Consider the following 19,217-nt stretch of genomic DNA (forward strand, 5'->3'; position numbering starts at 1 on the left):
GTCCTCATCCCACGCTGGCGGCTCGGGTCTGCCCATCGACCGGGAGGCTGCCACGCATCTCCGAGATCAGCTGCGGCGTGAGCGTGGCTTCGGTGCGGGACACCAGAAGAGCCATCTCGTAGCCGATAAGACCGATGTCGCACGTAGCCTCCGCCACCACGCCGAGCACTGACCCGTTCGAGACATTCATCAGGAAAAGGAAGCCGTTGTCCATCTCGATGATTGCCTGACGGACATTACCGCCGTTGAGCTGACGAGATGCTCCACGCGTAAGGCTTGACATACCCGAAACGATTGCCGCGAGCTGGTCACCGCTCGTCCGGTCCAGCTGGTCGGACATCGCCATGAGCAGGCCGTCCGCCGACACGACCAGCGTGTGCCGGCTGCCAGGAACCGTACGCACGAAGTTGTCGAGCAGCCACCCGAAATTCGTTGCTTCGGTGCTGAGGGTCACTCTCTGTTCCTCCTAGTCAGAATCCACAGACGCGCTTGCTTGTCACCGCGACTGCGGCGCTGAGTCAGGGACATGATTCACGGTCGAGGGTGCCCACGTCGAGTCCCCATCGGCCTTCTTGCCGTTCGCGTTCTCCGTTTCGCCCTCTTCGACGGACTCCGAGCGACCACGGGCTGTGGCCGACTGGAATGCCGAGAGACGCGAGCGAAGCTGCTCGGGATCACGGTCAATGCGAGCTGAGAGGCGCTCGACAGTGGGGTCCGCCCCGGTGCCGGAGGCACCGCGAGTACGGCGAGTCAGACCACCGTTGGCAACCTCGGTGCTGACGGCTGCCGGACGGTACGAGTCGTTCTCCTTCACATCATCTTCCTGGAACGCCCCTCGGCGAAGGAGGCTCGTCATCTCCTCGTAGAGGACCGCCGAAGCCGTCCACTCCGAACGTGCCTCCACCGAGTCCCGCACGTACTCCGGGTCGAGCGGGTCCTTGCCGTCGCCGTCCGTGCCGGCGGCCCGCTTGGCGAGCGGCGCAGGCGAACCGTACGTCGGGTCGTACACGGCACCCGTCGGGTACGGCTCGCTGAACTCGCGGATCGGCTCGCGAACCGGGGCCTCGAAGGACTGCTGCACGGCCGCCATCGGCACGGCCTGTGTGGCCGGGCCCGAGTCGAACGACATGGGTGCCCGCTCGGGCGCCGGGGCAGGTGCCGCTGCACGCGGCGCCGCGTCGACGAACGGGTTGCTGCCGTGGACCGGAGCCGGAACGGTCGCATGTGCCTGAGTGGGCATCGGAACCGTGCCACCCGCGGGAGCGCTCGGCACGGCAGGTGTCGCCGACGTCAGCGACTCCTGGACCGCCCGCTGGTAGCCCTCCTGGTACCCCCGCTGGTAGGTCGGGTCCGCCACGGGCTGCTGCGGCTGCGCAGGGGCAGGAGCCTGGACCGGGAAGGCCCCGGTCATCGGGCCCGCCGCCTGCGGGGCGGGAACACCCTGCGGTACGTACGGCGCCTGGAAGTCCTGCGGAATCTGCAGGTCCTGGAAGTCCTGCGGCGGACCGCTGGGCGTCTGGAAGTTCTGCGGCGGCAGGCTCTGCCCCTGCAGGTTCTGCGCCTGGAAACTCTGCGTCTCCACGTTCGACGCACCGAACGCAGGCACGTCCGCGACAGGGCTGCTCACGGTCTGGATCGGACGCGATGCCGGCCGCTCCTGCGGCTGGTAGGCGCGCAGCTCGCCGGTGGCCGGCTGGCCTGGCCGACGACCGAACAGGCCGCGCTTCTGCTGGGCCGGCTTGGCACCCTGCTGGGCACCCGAGCCGGTCGAGCGGCGGCTCGGGAGGTCCGCCATGAGCTCTTCGAACGCGGGCAGCGCCTCGAAGGACGAGTCCGGACCCTGCTGCGTATCCGCCGCGAAGCCGTGCGACTGCTCGTCGTCGCCCTGGAACGAGCCACCGAAGCCCGCCGGCGGTCCACCGAAGCTCCGGGCCGGTGCCGGTGCGGCAGGCGCCTGAGCACCTCCGGCGGCCGGGAACCGCATGACGTCGGTGTCGGACATCCCCGGCAGCGCGGCTGGGTCCTGCGTCACCGGGTCGAGCTGCAGCGACTGCGGCCCACCGGCGTCGACCGGGTCGATCGTGTTCAGCGAGCGGAAGCTCGAGAAGAGCGCGCTGCGCTGGTCGACGTCCACCGCGACCGGCGTGGTCTCCTCGAAGACCGGTGCGACCGGTGCGACCGGCTCCTCCGGCTGCGGTGCACGCTGACGGCTCGGGAGCGAGCTGCCCTCGGACACGTTCGACGGCGGTGCCCACGCGTTGTCGTCACCCTGGTACTCCTGCGGGAGCGACGGCGTCTGGATCTCGGGCAGGACTATCGAGCCGGTCGGCGTCGTCTCGGCCATCGGCTGTGCCGCGGTCGAGCTGCGGCGCCGGGCCAGGCCGAGCGCCGTCGTGCCGTCCGTCAGGGCGTTGATGTCGACCTGCTGCGCGACGGGCGCCGGCTGCGCCGCGAAGGCGGCAGCGGCGATCTGCGACGTGCCGGTCGGGACCGGCAGGCCGCCCTGCTGCGGGAGAGAGGTCGTAGCCGGCGACGCTGCCGAGATGGGCGAGCCGAAGGCGTTGGCGGGCGCACCGCGCATCGCACCGGTGCCCGGGCCGGTGGCCAGGCCGCCGTTGAACTGCGAGGCGGCCGCCTGCGTGTTGGCCTCCAGCGGGTCCGTGGGCATCGGCAGCGGCATGGCGTTGTCCGGCATGAACAGCACCGCCGGGAAGCGGACCGTCACCTCGGTACCGGTGCCGCCCTCGCCCACGCCGAACTCGACCTGGGCACCGAGCCGGTCGGACAGACGACCGACCACGTAGAGGCCGAGGCGCTGGGCGCCGACGGCGTCCGACGCGGCGTGGCTGAGAACCTTGCGGTTGGCCTCGGCGACCTCGCCGGGGTTCATCCCGAGGCCGTGGTCGCGGACCACGACGGTGACGAACTGCTCGTCACGCGCGGTGGTGACCTCGACCGGGGTGTGCGGCTCGGAGAACATCGTCGCGTTCTCGAGGAGCTCGGCCAGCAGGTGCGCCGCGTTCAGCGCGTTGTGACCCAGCATCATCGGGTCGACGACGAGGTTCAGGCGCACCCGGTCGTACAGCTCGATCTCGGAGGACGCCGTACGGATGACGTCGGAGACCGGCATGGGCTGGCGGACGCGACGACCCGAGTCGATGCCCGCGAGCACGAGGAGGGACTCCGCGTTGCGGCGCATCCGGGTAGCGAGGTGGTCGAGCCGGAACAGGTTCGACAGCGTCGAGGGGTCCTCCTCGGAACGCTCGAGGTCGTCGAGGAACGCGAGCTGCCGGTTCAGGAGCACCTGGTCGCGGCGGGCGACGTTGACGAACATCTCGGCGATCGAGCCACGGAGGGCGGCCTGTTCGCGGGCCACGTCGATGGTGGTCCGGTTGACGTCGTTGAACGCGGCGGCCAGCTGGCCGATCTCGTCCGACGACTCGACGGTGATCGGGTCCAGGTCGATGCTCGGGCCCTGGCCCGGCACCGAGACCTGCTCCACCAGGGTGGGCAGGCGGTCACGGACGACGCCGGCGGCCTGGGTGAGGCGGCGCAGCGGGGAGACCAGACGGCGGGCGATGACGAGCGCCGTGATGATCGAGAAGCCGAGGGCCGCGATCGCGATACCACCGGTGAGGTACGCGCGGTTCGCTGCGACGTCTGCCCGCTCCTGCGCGAAGGCCGAGGCGTCCTCGCGGACGGCGTCACGGACGATGCGCGCCTCGTCGACCCACTTGGCCGACTCGTCGCGGAAGGCCTCGCCCTGTGCCGTCTGGATGGACTCGAGGTCACCACGTGCCACCTGGTCACGAACAGTGCCGTAGATGCCGTCCATGCCGGGGACCTGGTAGTCACCGGGGATGCGGTCGTAGAGGTCCTGCGTCTCGTCCCACTCGCGGTCACCCAGGTTCACCAGGTCCGCCGCGCGCAGCGCCAGGGACCGGGAGGCCTCCTCGCCCTGCGGGTGGGCGTTGAAGATCCCGAGCGTCAGGGCGACCACCGGGCGCTCGTAGGTGTTCGTGAGCATGAGCTGGTCCATCGAGTGGTACGCCTCGAGCCGGGTACCCAGCTGACGGTCCTCGGACGTGTCCGCGATGGCGTCCATCACCTCGAGGGCACCGTCGATGTAGCCGCCGTACGCCTCGGTCGCCGCTTGCTCGGTGAGCCGGCCGGCGGCGACCTTCTTCTGCACGTCGGTGATGGCCAAGCGGTCTTCGATGGTCTCAGCGACGGCGGTCTTGACGCGCTGGTCCAGCATCGAGATGTCGATGTCGAGCAGCGCCTCGTCGCGCTCGTCGAGTGCCGTGATCGTCTGCGCCTGAGCAGCCGGGGCCGCCCAGACGGGCGTGCCGTCCTTGATGACCGGCTTGCCCTTGTCGTCCAGCTCCGGCGTCCCCTGGAGCAGAGCGCGACTGGCCTGGGCACCCGAGTCACCGTTGTCGATCATCGCCACGATGTTGAGCGACCGTTCCTGCGCGAAAGTCGTGCCTGCCGCGTCCTGGTACTCCAGCGCGGCGACGAGATCACTCGTCTGCTGCGCGCGCATCGCGTCGACCACAGACAGGCCGATGATGTACGCCGCTGCGATGACCAGGACGATGGCAGGCGTGACCAGTGTCGCAAGAACTTTCCCGCGCACTCCCAACCTGCGGAACATGCGTACCTCTCTCCATCACTGATCCGGAAGGGGTGGCGTGCGACTGCCCGCCGAGCATCCCTCGGTGCTGCGTACAAGTTACCGGCACCCGGTTTCCGCTGGCGACCTTCGTGAGGCCACACGGAAGTAGGCTTCATCGATGTGCGAGCCGTCACGATATCTGGACCGGGCCCATCAGGGAAACTCTCCCTTTCATCCCTGAATCCCCCGATTGCTGGCCAAAGGGACGTGGTGATCACCGTCGCTGCAGCTGGCGTGAACCGTGCTGACCTGCTCCAACGCGCCGGATACTACCCCCCTCCGCCGGGTGCGCCCGACTGGCCGGGTCTTGAGATATCGGGAATTGTGAAGCGTGTCGGCCCCGGCGTGTCGCGATGGCGCGCCGGTGACCGTGTGGTTGCGCTGCTCGAGGGCGGCGGTTACGCCGAGGAAGTCGCGGTCCGCGAGACGCAGGTGCTCCCGGTTCCCGATGGCGTCGACCTGGTCGATGCGGCAGCCCTTCCCGAGGCGGCGTGCACGGTCTGGAACAACCTCGTGGACGTCGGTCGGCTGCGCGCCGGGGAGTGGGTACTCGTCCACGGCGGTTCCGGCGGCATCGGCAGCTTCGCGATCCAGGTCGCCCGGGCGCTCGGTGCACACGTGGCCGCGACGGCCGGCGGGCCCGAGCGCGCCGCCCGCTGCGCCGAGCTCGGGGCGGACCTGGTGATCGATCATCGGGAGCAGGACTTCGCCGACGAGATCCGGCGGGCGACCGACGACCGCGGTGCCGACGTGGTGCTCGACCTGCTCGGCGGTGGCGCGCTCGGCGACAACGTCCGGGCGCTCGCCAGGGGCGGGCGCCTGGTGGTCATCGGCATGCAAAAGGGGCGCCGGGGCGAGCTCGACCTCAGCGACCTCCTGGCCCGGCGCGGGACGGTCACCGGAACACTGCTCAGGTCCCGGCCTGCGGACGAGAAGGCGCGCATCGTCGCCGATACCGAACAGCACGTCTGGCCGCTGGTCGCTGACGGGCGCGTACAGCCAGTGGTGCATGCCCGCATCCCGTTCGCGGAGGCGCAGTCCGCGCACGACCTGCTGGAGTCAGGAGAGGCGTTCGGCAAGGTTCTGCTGGTGCCCTGATCATCGCGTGCCTATATATAGGCATGGTCGACAATTTCGGCCGCGCCGAGATACTGCAATGCGGGCGACAGGCAATCCGGGCAAGACTGGACTCATGACCGACGAGCGAGCCATCCCCCAGTCAGACGAACGGCGCGGCGACCGCCCCGAGGGAGCGCCCACCGTGCACCCCCAGGTCGTGACGCCCGACGGCGCCGCCGTGCCGTCGGGCCGCCGGCCCGAGGGCTCCGCAGAGGAAGCGATCGACGAGGCAGAGGCCGTCGTCGGTCAGGTCGAGGAACCGGCAAAGGTCATGCGCATCGGCGGCATGGTCAAGCGGCTGCTCGACGAGGTCCGCGACGCACCGCTGGACGAAGCCGCCCGGACGCGCCTGGCCGAGATCCACGAGCGCTCGATCCGCGAGCTCGAGGACGGTCTGTCACCCGACCTCGTCGACGAGCTGCACCGCATCACGCTGCCGTTCTCGGACGACTCCGCGCCGTCCGACGCCGAGCTCCGGGTGGCGCAGGCGCAGCTGGTGGGCTGGCTCGAGGGCCTGTTCCACGGCATCCAGACGGCGCTCGTCGCGCAGCAGATGGCTGCCCAGGCGCAGCTCTCGCAGATGCGCCGCGCGCTACCGCCCGGCTCGGGGGCGTTCGGCCCCGGTGGTCCTGGCGGCCCCACCATGCCCGGCGCGCAGGACGAGGAGCCCGGCGGCGAGCGCCGGACCCCCGGCCAGTACCTCTGACTCGCCGCGCCTGACGCGTTCGCCCTGCCGGTCCCCGCGGGACCGGCAGGGCGGGTCAAGAGCGACGTCAGAGGTCGGAGGGGTCTACCAGAAAGCCATCCTCGTCGGCGATCTCGCCTCCAGCGGCGGTGTGGACGGCGCCGGCAAGCCGGGCCACCAGCTCCGCCGCGCGCTTCCGCGCGACTCGTAGCTCCATGGACGGGAACTCGCGCTGCGACTCCACGAGGTCGTGCGGCTCCCAGTGCACCCAATAGCGCACGGCGCCCTGCTCGGCCCATGGCAGGCCGCGCAGCAGGCGCGGCAGCTTCTCCTCGCCGGAGATCTCCACCGAGACGATCCCGTCGACGTCGAGGTCCACGATCAGCCCGTACCCGTCGAGGACCCGCGGACCCGTGAGGGCCTTGATGTCGTAGTCGTCGGCGGCCGCGTGCAGCTTCTTGCGCAGCTCGGGGTCCAGGGGGTCGCCGGGGTAGAGCGGCTTGTCGGCGATGCCCCGGGGCGGGCCGCCCCACTCCTTGCCCTCCATGTGGAGGCGGGCGCGCGGGTGCACCTTCTGCAGGATCGTGAGCGCGGCCTGCGGGTCGAGCCAGACGTCGGAGTAGACGGTCATGTCGATGGCCGCGCCGGCGTCGGGGGTGAGCACCACGCCGGCGCCGGGCTTCGCCGCCGGGCCACCGGGGGCGTCCCAGAGGCCGCCCACGTCCAGGCGGAGGGAGCCGCCCAGCCGGCGCGCGACCGAGACGAGCCACTCGACCAGGCGGCGCTCCTCGCGCTCCGGCATACCGACCGCGAAGGCCCGTCCGATGCCGTCGCGGTCGCCCGCCGGGAACGGGACCTCGCCGCGCTCCCGGTGGCAGACGATGTCGAAGGCCATCTCGGCCCCCGGCGGGACGCCGAGATCGAAGCCTTCACCCACTGGCTGGTACGGGCCGTTCATCACCGCATGCCGCGAGACGCGCAGCACGCCGACCTCCTTGCCCTGCGCGCGACGCACCTGCGGTGCGCCCGCCACGTTGCCGGGAAGGATGCCAGCTGGCACCACGTCCCAGCGGGTGGCGGAGAAGCGAGAGAGGGCGAGGACCTCGATCTCGTCCAGCTCCACGTCGCCAGGCACTGTCAGCACATGTCTTGCCTGGTGCGCCTGCGCAACCGTGCGCGGCAGGAGCGGAAGCTGGGGAGCGGCCATCGGGGTCCCTTCTGACGTCCGGGTGGGTGCCCGGTCCGCGCCGGGCACCCGGGAGCCTACCGCTCGGCGAGCGCCCTCGGCGGCGGCGCCCGGCCCCGGTGGTCAGACCTCGGTGCGGTGGAAGTTCTTCGAGGAGCGGGACGCCGTCGGGCCGCGTTGGCCCTGGTAGCGGGAGCCGTACAGATCCGATCCGTACGGGTGCTCCGACGCCGACGACAGCCGGAAGAAGCACATCTGGCCGATCTTCATGCCGGGCCACAGCTTGATCGGCAGCGTCGCGACGTTGCTGAGCTCCAGCGTCACGTGCCCGCTGAACCCGGGGTCGATGAAGCCGGCGGTCGAGTGGGTCAGCAGGCCGAGCCGCCCCAGGGAGGACTTGCCCTCGAGGCGGGCGGCGACGTCGTCGGGCAGGGTGACCGCCTCGTAGGTGCTGCCGAGGACGAACTCCCCGGGGTGCAGCACGAACGCCTCGTCGTTGTCCGCCTCCACCAGGCGGGTCAGCTCCGGCTGGTCGGTCGCGGGGTCGATGAACGGGTACTTGTGGTTGTCGAAGAGCCGGAAGTACTTGTCGAGGCGCACGTCGATGCTCGACGGCTGCAGCATCGACGGTTCGTACGGGTCGAGGACTACGCGGTCGGCCTCGAGCTCGGCACGGATATCGCGATCGGAGAGGAGCACCCCGACACGGTACTGGGCCCTCGTCACCACTGCAGCGGCTTGTGCTTCGCGTCCACCGACCAGTAGCCCTTGCGCATCACGAGGTAGAGGACTCCTTCGATGCCGCCCCAGATCGCCGGCACGAACCACGCGTTCCCCAGGGATACCAAGGTGATGAGCAGCATGATCCAGCCCAGGCCCTTGTAGCCGAGGTAGAACCGGTGCGCGCCCACCACGCCGAGCAGGATCCCGAGCAGGCCCGCGGTGATCCGGGATTTGCGCCCCGGTACGTGCTCAGCGGGCGGCGTGGGCCGGTCGTAGTCGTACTGCTGCTGATAGTTCGCAGGGGCCGCGCCCGACGGCGACCTGACCGCCGGGCCCGCAGGAGTCTTCGGAGTCTTCGGCGTCTTCATGGCGCGCGTCGCACCGGGGGGCGGCGGCGGGGGCGTCTGCCTGCTCGGCGGACGCGGGGGCAACCGCTTCGTCTCCTGGTAGATCGGCTCGGTGGGCTTCTCGCTGGGATGCTCGCTCACGGCTGCTCCGGCTGCTCGGCGACACTCGCTCCGAATCCGGTTCGGGCATCCGGGCGAGGTTGGGTATGATCAGGTCGCGCGCCAGGTTCACGGGCGCTGTTGCGGAACCCTAGCGGGATTCTGAAACAGCAGTTACCCGGGCAGAACCGGACGATGCGGGTGTAGTTCAATGGTAGAACTTCAGCTTCCCAAGCTGATAGCGCGGGTTCGATTCCCGTCACCCGCTCCAGCACGAAGCCCCTGGTCAAAAGGATCCGACCAGGGGCTTCGTCCGTTCCACAGTCGGATCAGCTCAGCGTTGGATCGGCTCAGCTGGACACCTCGTCCGGCAGCGTCGTCAGGACGGTCAGCTCCTGCAGGAGCACCGCAGGCCGGACCCACCGTCGGGCCTGCGGCGCTCGTTCTTGGGGGCTGGATTCAGCCCCGCACCGGCGCGGTCAGGTGCAGGGAGACCGCCAGCCCGCGTTCGGCGGCCGGGACCCAGCCGCTCCAGCACCGCCACACCTGCCGGCCCTCGCTCTCGTGGTGCCCATGGCGCTCGGCCAGGTGGAGCATCCGCGCGAGGCGTACGGCGTCGGGCACCCGTGCGGCTACGACGTCGACGGTCAGCACGCCCACCACGTCGTCCTCGAGATCGAGGTGGTCGACACCCGCCCGGACGTCCAGGGTGTGGATGTCGAAGATGTGCGCGATCAGCGCGGTGACCCCGACGAGCTCCGCGAGGTGCGTGCCCGGCGTCGGGCAGTGGTCGGCACCCGGGTCCGCGTCGCAGGAGCCCCCGGTCACGTCGGCCACGCCCGGATCGACCGCGCGGTCCCCCGCAGCTCGGCGTAGACGAACATCTCCATGCCGTTCCAACGGCCCGTCCACACGGTGAAGCCCGGCTTGGTGGCCGGGTAGTCGGTGGCGACGGTGATCCCGAGCTGGGCCGCGATCTCCGCCCCCTCGGCCAGCCGTGCCGGGTGCACGACCAGATGGTCGCGAAACACCTCTACCCACTTGATCCGCGTGTCGCCCACTTCCGCCAGCAGGTCCGCCGCACCGGCCGCGGAATCGGCCAGGCTTCCCGCTATCGTCGCCATCTCTCCCACCTCTCCGCGCCTACCTCTAGGCGCATAGACAGCCTGTTGGGCGCGAACTGGGCACCGCAACCGCTACGCCGAAAAGTTGCGTATACGCACTGGCTGCGGGTTAGGTGGGTTCCGTGTCTAGAGAGGGACGTGTGACTGCCGCAAGCATCGCCAAGGATCTTCGTGCCGCGATCCGCTCCGGGACCTACAAACCGGGCGATCGCCTTCCGAGCGAAGCAGCGCTCATGTCGAACTACGGCGTGGCGCGCATGACCGCGCGCCACGGCCTGTCGATGCTCAAGGACGAGGGGCTGACCGTCACCCGGCACGGCTCCGGCGTCTTCGTCCGCGCCTTCGAACCGATCGTGCGGGACACCACCGGCGGCAAAGCCGACGGCAGCTCCACGGTGACCGCCGAGATCGACGAGACCGGCGCCGGACTCACCGTCCGCACGCTCGCCGTCACCGCGGAGGCGGAAGCGCCCGAGAAGGTGCGGACGGCGCTCGGGCTCGCCGAGGGCGACAAGGTGACCGTGCGCGAGCGGCTCCACCTGCGCGAGCGCAAGCCCGTGCTGTTCGCGACGTCGTACCTGCCTGCGGCGATAGCTGCCAGAACACCTATCGCCGCCCAGGATGTCGGGCCGGGCGGCACCCACGCACGCCTCACCGAGGCCGGACACGCGCCTGTGCGGTTCCGCGAGGACGTGGTGGGCCGGATGCCAACCATCGAGGAGATCGAGGAGCTGCGGATCGAGCCCGGCACACCGGTGCTGTCGGTCACGCGCACCGCGTTCACCGAGGACGGCACGCCGGTCGAGATCAGCTACGTGGTGCTCGACGCCGGCGAGTTCATGCTCCGGTACGACATCGACTGAGCCGGAGGTGCAGCGCAGGGTGCGGGCCGAGGAACGAGGCACGCGCCCGAAGCGGAACCGCAGGCTCAGTCGACACCGATAGAGACTAGGCCGGCCGCGCTCGCGGCTTGAGGCGCAGGTCCGGTAGGGCCGGAGCACGCAGCGGCCCTGCCGGGTAGCCGTGCACCTGCCCGAAGCGGCGTCCAGCGGCGCCTTCGGTGTACCCGGTCGCCCCGGCGCCCCCTGGGGCGCCCGCAGGGCCGAGCTCGGCGACCAGCGCCATCCAGTCGTCGCGGGCCCGCACGATGTCCTCGTGCGTGCGGCCCATGAAGTTCCACCACATGATGACGTCCTCGGCGAAGGGCAGACCGCCGATCAGCACCGCTCGTGCAGGCGCGCCGGCAGCGGCGCGCACGACGAGGGCGGACCGCCCGGGCGCCGCGTAGCCAAGGCCGGCGGGCGGCACCCCGCAGCCCTCGAAGGTCACGTCGCCGCTGTCCACCAGCAGCGCGTGCTCGTGACCCGGGTCGACGTCGAGCCGAAGCTCCGCGCCCGGCTCCAGGTCGATCTGTGCTCCCACGAGCGGCGTGTACGTCGTCGCCGGCGAGTCCAGCTGCTCGCCGGCCACCGCCAGCCTCCCGATGAACACCTGCACGACGGCGCCGTCGTGCCGCGCGACCGGGAGGTCACCGTGGTGCTCGAAGTGCGGGTCGATGCCGAGGGCCGACCCGGGGAGCGCCGTCCACAGCTGTACACCGTGCAGGAGGGGCGGGCGCCCCTCTGGCGACTCCTCCGAGTGCGAGATGCCCACCCCCGCCGTCATCAGGTTGAGCTCGCCCGGACGGACCGCCTGCAGCGAGCCCACGGAGTCGCGGTGCAGGATCTCGCCCTCGAAGAGCCAGCTCACCGTCTGGAGCCCGGTGTGCGGGTGCGGTGGGACCTGCATGCCCTCGCCGACCGATACGTCGTCGGGACCGTAGTGGTCGCTGAAGCACCACGCCCCCACGAGGGACCGAGCGCGCTGCGGGATGGTGCGCCGCACGCTCATCGAGCGCGGGCCGCCCAGCGGGACGTCACGCGGGCTGAGGAGCTCGATGCCGTCGCCCTGCTCGCCCGCCGCGCAGACCTGTTCGGCAGGCCAGGTCTCGAGGTTGCTCATGCGCCGAGCCTAGACCGGAGCCCTCCGCCCGGGACCCCCTGTCCCGGGACACGGCCAGGGCCCCCGGGGCAGGCCGGGGGCCCTGGCACAACCGCGCACCCGTGGTCCACCCTCAGTGAGGACCAGGGCGCCGTGTCGACGTCACGGCCCCGAAGCATCCGTCAGCCCCGGGGCACCGGGCCTGTTCTCCACGGACGTTCGGACGCGGGCGGTGTTCCGGCCCCGTTCAGGACCTGTGGCGTCATCCACAGCCCGCACCGCGGTACGGGACGTCCTGTCGTTCTCCGGTCAACCATGTGTCCGATGCCCGGGCCGGTCGGTACTGCTGCAGCGCACCGCATCTGCACCCGAATCGTCGAACCATTGCCACGTTTCTATCCGCGTGTCGCACGAGCGGCAACTGCTCCACCGTTGTAATTTTCACCCCGCCTTTGCCCACAGTTCTGTCCACAGGAACAGGCGCGGATTTCCGGCACCGCCCACAGGGCTGTGGACAAGATCTGTGGATAACTAAAGGTTGATCAAACCCAGGCACGCGACCCCTGGGCGCCGCCTGCTGTCGGATCGCTGCGTGCGTCCAGCTCCTCCGACACGGTGATGAAGCCGCCCTCGTCCACGAGGATCCCCCCGATCCGGCTCTGGAGCGCCACCGCGAGCCGGGCGAGGGAGGCGCGCATACGGGCCCGGGCGATGACGTGCAGTCCTGACGCCTGCTCGAGCTCGAGCTCGTAGGGATCGGCAGGGGCCCAGCTCAACCGGTAGGCGAATGGCCCGTAGCTGCGCCAGTCCAGCGAACCGAGCGCACGCGGCACCCGGTCGACGCGCTCCACGTCGACGACGAGCGCTCCGTCGTACGCGGTGCTGCCGGCGAGCGTGTAGCGCGGCGACCCGTCCGGCGTGACCTGCTCGGCGGAGACGTCGGCGGTGGCGATGAGCGAGCGGAGCATCGGCAGCACGTCGCCCGGCTGGAGGACGTGCGCCGCGTAGAGCGTCACGTTGACCGACGCGGCAGGGTCCGGGACCAGCGGCTGCCTGCCGTCCACGAGCACTCCGCCACCGGACTTGCGGGCCGCCGCGACCATCCACTGCACTATGCGTAGCTCCTCGCCCTGCGGCAGGGCGTGCGGGAAGGTGCGGGCGATGCCGTCCCGGTCGCCGTACGACGTCGGAGCCGCACCACGGACGTCTCGCAGGCCGTCGGCGCGGGCCACCGAGTACGCCTCGGCCTTCGTGGCGGAGATGTTGAGCTCGGCGAGGTGCGCCTCACCGACCTCGAACGGGCCGGTCGCCACGTGCCCTTCGCCCAGACGCATGACACCAGGCACCAGCGCGTCCGGCTGCGCCATGCCTCGGAACCGGGCACCGGCCATCCGCCGAGAACCTGAGGCGCGGGTCGGTTCTCGGAGCCACTCGATGTCGGAGAACCACGCGGCAGCAAGCTCGCTGACGGTGACGGGGCCGTTCGTACTGGGCAGGATCAGAATGTGACCCGAGGCGTGTTCCCCTGGAATCACACCCGCCAGAAATGTCATGCGGCGCACTTTACTGCGGGTCACTTTCCGCGATGATGCAGGCATGTTACAGAGAGGAAACACGTTCGTGACAGCGGGTGCGGTTTATTTGTGCAGCGTCCGACATGTATGCCTTTGGATATTCACTGGCGACTGAGTCTCAGCGCAAGAGCATGGAAATTCCGCCACCGGTCTTCGAAAGGACGGCGTATGAGGGCTTCGCACCATCGTCACCACGAAGACCCCCTCAGTCGCCGATCAGGACAGGCCCGTACCGCGATCCTGGGTTCCAGTTACCTGACGACGCGGGCATATGATGTCAGCATGCCCAAGATCATCGGGAAGAGCCTGCACGAGCACCGGCAGATGACCAGGCACAAGCTCTTCACCGCTCTGTCCACGCTCATGGCGGAGCGCGGGTTCGACACCATCACCCTGGCCGACATCGCCGCAGCGGCACACGTCGGCCGGACCGCTGTCTACAACCACTTCCACGACAAGGAAGCGCTGCTCCTCGGGTTCATCACGCACGAGACCGAGCAGTACGCCCACACGCTGGAGCGCGCGCTCGACGGCGTGGACGACCCCGTCGAACAGCTGCGTACCTACATCCGCCAGCAGGCTCAGCTCACCCGCGTCTTCCACCTCGCCCCCGGCCCGGACCTGCGGACGGTCCTGTCCCGCGCCACGCAGCAGCGCCTGCGTGAGCACGCCGATATCGTCGAGGCGATCCTCCGCCGGATCCTCACGGCCGGGATCGATGCGGGCACGTTCCCGCCCCAGGACATCGAGCCGACGGTGCATCTCGTCAACGCCTGCCTGTCCGGCCGCCTCATCCCCGACGAGCCCCTCGCCCGCGAACGCACCATCCGCGCCGCGGAGTCGTTCGTGCTGCGTGCGGTAGGCGCCCGAGAGCCCGTCCCCGCCTGACGCCGAAGCAGGGCGGCTTCGGCGTGGGAGCGAGTCAGATCCAGCGCTTCCAGCGGAAGACGCCGAACAGGCCCACGCTCACGGCCAGCATCGCCACGAGAGCGACCGGGTAGCCGTACGCCCAGTCGAGCTCCGGCATGACCTCGAAGTTCATGCCGTAGACCGTTCCGACGAGCGTCGGGGCGAACAGGATGGCCGCCCAGCCCGAGATCTTCTTGACCTCCTCGCCCTGGCGGATGCTGACCTCCGACAGGTGCTTCATCTCCTCGTTCTGCCGCTGCGCGACCAGCGTGGCGGCGACCGTCAGGATGTCGCGCAGCGCTGCCCGGAAGACCTCGATGCGGTCGGCGGCCTCGGTGAGGTGGTCCGCGACGTCGCGCAGGTAGGCCTGCAGCTCCGAGTCCACGCCGTACTTGTCGGCGCCCTTCGCGAGCGAGGCGCACAGCGCCTGCTCCGGCCGAACCGCCCGCTGGAAGTCGATGACCTCGCGGGACAGCTCGTAGATGCGCCGCGACACGTCCGGGGCGCCGCCCCAGACGTCGGACTCGATCTCGTCGATGTCGTGGTCCAGCCCCGCGACGACGGGCGCGTACCCGTCCACGACGCTGTCGAGGATCGCGTACAGGACGGCCTCGGGTCCCCGCGACAGCATCTCGCGGTCCGACTCCAGGCGGCTCCGTACGGCCGCCAGGTCCGGCGAGGCGCCGTGGCGCACGGTCACCACGAAGTCGGGGCCGACGAAGACGTGCAGCTCGCCGAACTCGACCTCCTCGGCGTCGTCCAGGTAGCGGGCGGCGCGCAGCACCACGAACAGGGTGTCGCCGTAGCGCTCGATCTTGGGCCGCTGGTGCGCCTGGATCGCGTCCTCGATGGCGAGGGGGTGCAGGTCGAACTCACGCGCGAGCGACGTCAGCTCTGCCTCGTCCGGCCGCTCCAACCCGATCCAGGCCATGCCGCCGGGCCGGGAGCGGAGCGCGCTGAACGTCTCCGCGAGGTTGTCGTAGCCGGCGGTGCGGATGCCGTCGTCGTAGATCGCGGCGGCGACCACCGACGAGCGGGGCGCGGGCGCGACGGGGCGGGGGGCGACGTCGGGCACCACGTTGACGGCGCGGCGCGGACGGCGGACGCCGAGCAGCGGACGCGAAGGGCGGGAGGGCAGGAACGTAGCCATGGGGAACTCCTGGGGGTCGAGCGCAGGAAAAGGACTGCGAACGGACACCGCAGCGGAGACGGCCGAACGACCGGTGGACCTCACGCCCGAGAAGGGCGGAGCGCACCGGTGCGCAAGAACCCGCAGCAAGGCGGGTGGGGAACCGTCAGCTCAGCTGCGGTTCGGACTACTCGGAGGCTCGCTACGTGTCATGCGCGCCACCTCCTTGGTCCCAGCGGCGGATCGCCGCGCCGTACGTTCTCGACGGAGGCCAGTCTAGCCACGTCGAGGCGCAGAATCGAACCCTTTCGAGAGCAGGATCACATAACTCGTCACCAGGCGTCGTGCGGACGGTGGGGCACGCCGGGCGGAGTCTGGAAATCGTGCGGCGTCGGCGACAGGTAGGCGCGCGCGAACTTCAGCGAGGCGGCCAGGTCGTCGTACCGTTCGGCGGCCGTGCGCGCCGCCCGGGTGGAGATCTCCACGCAGACGTCGCCGCTCCAGCGTCGCGCGACCAGCTCCTGGAGCACCTTCTCGGCCTGCATGCTGCCGCGGCCGGGCACCAGGTGCTCGTCCCTGGCCCCGAAGTTGCCGTCCGCCAGGTGCACGTGCCGCAGGCGGTCGCCGAACGTCTCGAGGAGCGTCAGCGCGTCCTGCTGCGCCACGCTCGCGTGCGACAGGTCGAGGGTGACGGCGTCGTAGTCGTGCTCGGCCGGGTCCCAGCCCGGCAGGTACGCCTGGAACTCGCGCTTGCCGCCGCGCCACGGGTACATGTTCTCGACGGCGATCGTGACGCCCGTCGTCTCGCTCAGCGCACGCACCTGCTCCTGGAACTGCCGGGCGTACTTGTACTGCCAGCGGAACGGCGGGTGCACCACGACCGTCCCCGCGCCGAGCTCGAGAGCCATCTCCGCGGTCCGTTCGAGCTTGGCCACCGGGGACCGGCCCCAGACCCGCTGGCTCACCAGCAGCGTCGGCGCGTGCACCGAGCGCACGGGCATGCCCGTGTCGGCAGCCAGCTTCGCGAGGGACCGGGGGTTCTGGGTCACCTCCTCGGACCAGACCATTACCTCGACGCCGTCATAGCCGAGCTCGGCCGCCGACTCGAAGGCCAGCGGCACACGGCGAGGGAAGACCGAGGCCGTCGAGAGCGTGACCTGCACGTCAGGTGCAGCGGGCTCGTGCGGTTCGGTCCGAATCGGTTCGGGCATGCGGGCCACCTTAGAGCGCCAACGTGAGTGTGATGTGACCAGTGGGTTCAGATCGGGTTCGAGCGAGGGTTCAAGTGCCGGTTCAAGTGAGCAGACGTTGCTGTACGACGTCGCGCGCTGCCTGCGCCGTCGAGCACTCGAGCACCGTCCGTGCCAGCTCGACGCACTCGTCCCGGGACACACCTGCCAGGGTGCCTGCGACGTCGGCCAGCGCGCGGGGGGTCATGGACAGTGACGTTACGCCCAACCCCACCAGGACGGGAGCGAGCAGTGGATCTGCCGCCGCCTCGCCGCACACGCCCACGGGAGCACCATGCATCGCGCCGCCTTCACACGCCACTCGGACGAGCTGCAGGACGGCGGGCTGCCAGGGCGTCGACAACGCGGCGACGCCGGCCAGGTCGCGGTCCGCCGCCATCGTGTACTGCGTGAGGTCGTTGGTGCCGAGGCTCGCGAACGACACCTCGGCCAGGACGTGGCGTGCCTGGAGCGCGGCGGCCGGTGTCTCGATCATCACGCCCGACTGCTCCAGCCCGTGTGCCGCGCAGGCGGCCGCGAAGTCGCGCGCCTCGTCGACCGTGGCGACCATCGGCGCCATGACCCAGACCTCGGCGGTCTCGGCGGCGGCGGCCTGCGCTATCGCGTCGAGCTGACGGTCCAGCACGTCCGGGTGCGCGACGGCGGTGCGCAGCCCTCGCACACCGAGCGCCGGGTTGTCCTCGTGGTCCGGGGTGAGGAACCGGAGCGGCTTGTCGGCGCCGGCGTCGAGCGTACGGACGACGACCCGGCGGCCCGGGAAGTGGGAGAGGACCGCCCGGTAGGCGGTCACCTGCTCCTCGACGCTGGGCTCCTCGCCCCGCCCGAGGAAGCAGAACTCCGTGCGGAACAGGCCGACGCCGCGCGCACCGGCGGCAGCGGCCGCCTGGGCCGCCGCGGGGTCCGCGACGTTCGCCACGAGCTCCACCTCCGACCCGTCGCGCGTGACACCCCTGCCGTCGAAGGTGGCGGCGGTGATGCGGCGTCGGGCACCCTCCACGTCCGCGAGCGACGGGGCGCGCAGGACGACGCCGAGCGTGCCGTCGACGACTATCTCCTCGCCGTCGGTGAGGTCGCCCGCACCGGGCAGCGCCACGACTGCCGGGATGCCGAGGGCACGGGCCAGGATCGCCATGTGCGAGGTGGGGCCGCCGCGCGCCGTGACGACCGCAGTGACCACCGCCGGATCCAGCATCGCGGTGTCGGCCGGGGCGAGGTCGCTCGCGACCAGCACGAACGGATACCCCGGGTCGGGCACACCGGGCGGGACCGCCCCCGTGAGCGCCGCGACTATGCGGTCGCGGACGTCCCGCACGTCGCGGGCGCGCTCCGACATGGGCGGGCCGAGGGCCTCGAGCTGGTTGGCCACCGATCCGGCGGCGTCCCACACCGCACGCTCCGGGGTGAGCCGGTCCTCCCGGACCCGCCGGGCGGCGCCCGCGGCGAGCGTCGGGTCGGCGGCCATGGCCGCGGTGACCGCGAGCACGTCGGCCGCTGTGCCCGACGCGCGGCTCGCCCGCTCCGCGAGGTCGGCCTCCACCCGGGCGGCGGCCTCCTTGACGGCGCGAACGGCTTCGTCGGCGGACCCCGACAGGCGGGTCGTCCTCGGCTCGGGCACGCGGGCCGGCATCCGGACCACCGGACCTGCTGCGCGCCCCGGGCTCGCCGGAACCCCCGTGAGCCTCTCGCTCGTCATCCGTACGCTCCCCAAGGCTCGTCGTCGCGTGCGCTCGGAACGTTACACGCGAGCGCCCCGCCGGGCGAGGCTCGGTTTTGCGGGAGGAGACCGCGCCTGGAGGAGCTGCCGGGACGGACGTGTCGGGGCGGAGGCGCAGGGCCGGACCGACGGGACCGCCAGGGCAGGCAAAGGGCTGCTCTCCTGGAAGTCCGCGGTCTGGCAAGATGACACCATGGCCGAGGCCCTGATCGTCGGATCCCCCGTCGTCGGACGGGTGGTAGCGATGCGCGACGTGCCCGATCCCGTCTTCGCGGAGAGCATCGTCGGCCCGGGGCTCGCCATCGATCCCGACCCCGAGCTCGGGGGGCGCGTGGTCGCACCGTGCGCAGGGGTGGTGGTCAAGCTGCACCCGCACGCGTTCGTGCTGCTCGTCCCGTCCGCCGGGCCTTCGGCGCCGGACGGGACTGCCGGACCAGCCGGTGGCCGGGGCGTGCTGGTGCACCTCGGCATAGACACGGTCCAGCTCAAGGGTGCGGGCTTCGACCTGCTCGTCGCGGAGGGCGACACGGTCGCGGCCGGGCAGCAGCTGATCGTCTGGTCCCCTGCCGAGGTGTCCGACGGCGGCCGCTCGCCCCTGGTGCCGGTCGTCGCCCTGGACCTCGGGCCGAAGGGCCTGGAGGAGCTGGTCCGGCCGGGCGCCCGGGTGCAGGCCGGCGACCCGCTGTTCCGCCTCCCGTAG

General features: G+C 70.9%; 17 protein-coding genes and 1 tRNA gene. 6 read left to right on the top strand and 12 right to left on the bottom strand.

Going from position 1 to position 19,217, the window contains the following annotated elements; all coding sequences use genetic code 11:
- Positions 1 to 4 precede the first annotated feature (4 nt).
- Together AB0F70_RS15155 and AB0F70_RS15160 are read right to left on the bottom strand one after the other, a co-directional pair.
- Positions 5 to 454 carry a roadblock/LC7 domain-containing protein gene (locus AB0F70_RS15155; protein ID WP_020017525.1) on the bottom strand — a complete coding sequence of 150 codons (450 nt, stop codon included), beginning with the start codon at positions 452 to 454 and terminating at the stop codon, positions 5 to 7.
- A gap of 42 nt (positions 455 to 496) precedes the next feature.
- Positions 497 to 4,657, bottom strand: coding sequence for an ATP-binding protein (locus tag AB0F70_RS15160; protein WP_357449351.1), 4,161 nt, complete (start codon positions 4,655 to 4,657; stop codon positions 497 to 499).
- Positions 4,658 to 4,798: 141 nt separating this feature from the next.
- Here AB0F70_RS15160 and AB0F70_RS15165 point away from each other — a divergent pair, with 141 nt between their 5' ends.
- Together AB0F70_RS15165 and AB0F70_RS15170 are read left to right on the top strand one after the other, a co-directional pair.
- A complete protein-coding gene (locus AB0F70_RS15165; protein WP_357449353.1) occupies positions 4,799 to 5,776 on the top strand; it encodes an NAD(P)H-quinone oxidoreductase in 978 nt (325 codons plus the stop codon).
- Between the two features lie 94 nt (positions 5,777 to 5,870).
- Positions 5,871 to 6,503, top strand: a complete 633-nt coding sequence (locus AB0F70_RS15170) for a bacterial proteasome activator family protein (protein WP_357449355.1) — start codon at positions 5,871 to 5,873, stop codon at positions 6,501 to 6,503.
- A 67-nt stretch (positions 6,504 to 6,570) separates the two neighbouring features.
- Here the strand turns inward: AB0F70_RS15170 and AB0F70_RS15175 are convergent, their stop codons facing one another.
- The 3 genes from AB0F70_RS15175 to AB0F70_RS15185 form a co-directional block, all read right to left on the bottom strand.
- Positions 6,571 to 7,689: a hypothetical protein gene (locus AB0F70_RS15175; RefSeq protein WP_357449357.1), complete on the bottom strand. Its 1,119-nt coding sequence runs from the start codon at positions 7,687 to 7,689 to the stop codon at positions 6,571 to 6,573.
- 102 nt (positions 7,690 to 7,791) lie between these two features.
- Positions 7,792 to 8,367, bottom strand: coding sequence for a dCTP deaminase (dcd, locus tag AB0F70_RS15180; protein WP_357449359.1), 576 nt, complete (start codon positions 8,365 to 8,367; stop codon positions 7,792 to 7,794).
- Positions 8,368 to 8,390: 23 nt separating this feature from the next.
- A complete protein-coding gene (locus AB0F70_RS15185) occupies positions 8,391 to 8,879 on the bottom strand; it encodes a TM2 domain-containing protein (RefSeq protein ID WP_357449361.1) in 489 nt (162 codons plus the stop codon).
- Positions 8,880 to 9,034: 155 nt separating this feature from the next.
- Between AB0F70_RS15185 and AB0F70_RS15190 the strand changes: the two genes are divergently transcribed.
- Positions 9,035 to 9,108 (top strand) — tRNA-Gly (locus AB0F70_RS15190).
- 188 nt (positions 9,109 to 9,296) lie between these two features.
- Here AB0F70_RS15190 and AB0F70_RS15195 read toward each other — a convergent pair.
- A complete protein-coding gene (locus tag AB0F70_RS15195) occupies positions 9,297 to 9,674 on the bottom strand; it encodes a hypothetical protein (RefSeq protein WP_357449363.1) in 378 nt (125 codons plus the stop codon).
- Complete coding sequence (locus AB0F70_RS15200; protein WP_357449365.1) at positions 9,662 to 9,961, bottom strand: hypothetical protein; 300 nt, start codon at positions 9,959 to 9,961, stop codon at positions 9,662 to 9,664. The genes AB0F70_RS15195 and AB0F70_RS15200 overlap by 13 nt, the downstream gene beginning before the upstream one ends.
- 140 nt (positions 9,962 to 10,101) lie before the next feature.
- Between AB0F70_RS15200 and AB0F70_RS15205 the strand changes: the two genes are divergently transcribed.
- Positions 10,102 to 10,824 carry a GntR family transcriptional regulator gene (locus tag AB0F70_RS15205; protein ID WP_357449367.1) on the top strand — a complete coding sequence of 241 codons (723 nt, stop codon included), beginning with the start codon at positions 10,102 to 10,104 and terminating at the stop codon, positions 10,822 to 10,824.
- Positions 10,825 to 10,909: 85 nt separating this feature from the next.
- On the opposite strand, the gene AB0F70_RS15210 is transcribed toward AB0F70_RS15205, so the two are convergent.
- Both AB0F70_RS15210 and AB0F70_RS15215 read right to left on the bottom strand, forming a co-directional pair.
- Positions 10,910 to 11,962 (bottom strand): pirin family protein, encoded by a 1,053-nt coding sequence (locus AB0F70_RS15210; protein WP_357449369.1) that lies wholly within the window; start codon positions 11,960 to 11,962, stop codon positions 10,910 to 10,912.
- 521 nt (positions 11,963 to 12,483) lie between these two features.
- Positions 12,484 to 13,308 (bottom strand): hypothetical protein, encoded by an 825-nt coding sequence (locus AB0F70_RS15215; protein WP_357449371.1) that lies wholly within the window; start codon positions 13,306 to 13,308, stop codon positions 12,484 to 12,486.
- Between the two features lie 489 nt (positions 13,309 to 13,797).
- Between AB0F70_RS15215 and AB0F70_RS15220 the strand changes: the two genes are divergently transcribed.
- Positions 13,798 to 14,403, top strand: coding sequence for a TetR/AcrR family transcriptional regulator (locus AB0F70_RS15220; RefSeq protein ID WP_357449373.1), 606 nt, complete (start codon positions 13,798 to 13,800; stop codon positions 14,401 to 14,403).
- 34 nt (positions 14,404 to 14,437) lie between these two features.
- Here AB0F70_RS15220 and AB0F70_RS15225 read toward each other — a convergent pair whose 3' ends face one another.
- The 3 genes from AB0F70_RS15225 to ptsP form a co-directional block, all read right to left on the bottom strand.
- Entirely contained in the window at positions 14,438 to 15,574 is a 1,137-nt protein-coding gene (locus AB0F70_RS15225; RefSeq protein ID WP_357449375.1) for a magnesium and cobalt transport protein CorA, read from the bottom strand.
- A gap of 311 nt (positions 15,575 to 15,885) precedes the next feature.
- The gene (locus AB0F70_RS15230; protein WP_357449377.1) at positions 15,886 to 16,764 is read right to left on the bottom strand and encodes a sugar phosphate isomerase/epimerase; all 879 of its coding nucleotides are present in this window, start codon (positions 16,762 to 16,764) and stop codon (positions 15,886 to 15,888) included.
- Positions 16,765 to 16,846: 82 nt separating this feature from the next.
- The gene (ptsP, locus tag AB0F70_RS15235) at positions 16,847 to 18,496 is read right to left on the bottom strand and encodes a phosphoenolpyruvate--protein phosphotransferase (RefSeq protein WP_357449379.1); all 1,650 of its coding nucleotides are present in this window, start codon (positions 18,494 to 18,496) and stop codon (positions 16,847 to 16,849) included.
- Between the two features lie 214 nt (positions 18,497 to 18,710).
- On the opposite strand from ptsP, the gene AB0F70_RS15240 reads away from it, so the two are divergent.
- On the top strand, positions 18,711 to 19,217 hold the full coding sequence (locus tag AB0F70_RS15240; RefSeq protein WP_357449381.1) for a PTS glucose transporter subunit IIA: 507 nt from the start codon (positions 18,711 to 18,713) through the stop codon (positions 19,215 to 19,217).

This window comes from Promicromonospora sp. NPDC023805 (assembly GCF_040639635.1).
Taxonomy (GTDB): Bacteria; Actinomycetota; Actinomycetes; order Actinomycetales; family Cellulomonadaceae; genus Promicromonospora.